Source organism: Streptomyces sp. YS-3 (assembly GCF_045257485.1).
In the GTDB taxonomy this organism is placed as follows: domain Bacteria; phylum Actinomycetota; class Actinomycetes; order Streptomycetales; family Streptomycetaceae; genus Streptomyces.
Genome location: NZ_JBJHPC010000972.1, coordinates 1 through 1509, shown reverse-complemented (window position 1 = coordinate 1509; position 1509 = coordinate 1). Strand labels below are relative to the sequence as shown.

1 protein-coding gene is annotated in these 1509 nt (G+C 77.7%); it reads right to left on the bottom strand.

Annotation, left to right across the window (positions count from 1 at the left end):
* Positions 1–23: 23 nt before the first annotated feature.
* Positions 24–1289: an amidohydrolase family protein gene (locus tag ACJA3G_RS36800; protein WP_406557362.1), complete on the bottom strand. Its 1266-nt coding sequence runs from the start codon at positions 1287–1289 to the stop codon at positions 24–26.
* Positions 1290–1509: the final 220 nt, after the last annotated feature.

Here is a 1509-nt window from a genome sequence, read left to right as displayed (position 1 = left end):
ACCCGTCCCACGCCTCGCGCGCCCTACCCGCCGTCCATCCGCGACTGCCGCGGCAGGTCCAGCGCCACCGCCGCCGCCGAGTCGCAGTACTCCCGTACCGCGCTCGTCCGGGCCACCACCCGACCGCGGTGGATCACGATGCGGCTGTACGCCAGCGACAGCACGCCCGCGATGCGTTCACCGCGTACGGCCAGGAGCTCCGCCGGGAAGCCCGCCTCCACGCGGACCTCGGCCAGCCCCATCGCCTCGCGGGCGGCCGTGCTCACCGCGCCGTAGGCGTCCTCGGGGCGCAGGCCCGCCTGGGAGGCGAGGAGGTACGCGGCCTCCAACGGGTCGCCCCGGCCCACCGGGTTGGCCAGATCACGCAGCGCGCCGCTGCCCGCCGCCACCGGCACCCCGGCCGCCCGCAGCAGCCGTACCGGGGGCATGCCCTGACGGGCCGTTCCCTGACGTTCCGTCATGCCGCAGCCGCCCTGCGGCAGGCAGATGACCGCGACGCCCGCCGCCGCGAGCTGGTCCGCCGCCCGTCCGGCCGCCTCGTGGGGGAGGCGCGAAAGACCCGCGCAGGGGCCGATCGCCGCGCCCGGGCGCAGCCCGGCGGTCATCGCCGCGAGGCGGGCGAGGCGCGCCGGATCGTCACCGTCCGTATGGAGGTCGACCGCGCAGCCGTGCTCGGCGGCGATCTCCAGGATCGCCTCGGTGTACCCGGCCGGGTCCGGGTCGAGGTCCGGGCAGCCGCCGACCACCGACGCGCCCATCTTCGCCGCGTCCCGCAGCATCGCGAGGCCGTCCGCGCCCGCGACGCCGGTCAGCAGCCGGGGCACCGCCACCACGTTCAGCTCCGTGAGCCCGCGCAGCGAGCGGCGGGCCTGGAGGGCGGCCTCCAGCGGCCCCAGCCCCCGTACGTCGTCGATCCGCACATGCGAGCGCAGCGCCGTCGCGCCGTGGCCGAGCTGGAGCAGGGCGGCCTCGGTGGCGCGCCGCTGGACGTCCTCGGCGGCGTACGAGACCGGGCCCTCGGGGCCGAAGGCGGTCAGCGCCGTGTCGCTGTGCGCGTGCGGCTCGGCGGGCGCCGGGAGCAGCAGGAAGCCGTTCAGGTCGACCTTGGAGTAGTGCGCGGCGAGGCTGCCCGCGGTCCCGACGGCCTCGATACGGCCGCCGCCGAGCCGGACGTCCACGGTCCGGCCGTCGGCGAGCCGGGCGCCGGACAGCAGGAGCGTGGCGGCGGCCTCGGCGGGGCCGTCCCCGGCGCCGGACGAGTGGGCCGGCTGCTGCTGGCTGTCGGACATCGCGCTCCAGGTGGTCCTCGGGGCCCCGCGGGGCCTTCAGGGCAAGATCACGCAGCGTGAGCAGAGCCTAGGGGCGAGCTCCGCGCGCATCGAGGAGGAGCGCAATAGTCGTACCGGTGTGGCCACGAGTGGCGTACGGGACGCCTGGGGCGGGCCGTGCGGAGGGGGCGGACGAGCGCGTCCCACCGGCCTCCGGACCCCCACGGGCCCCCGGGGGACC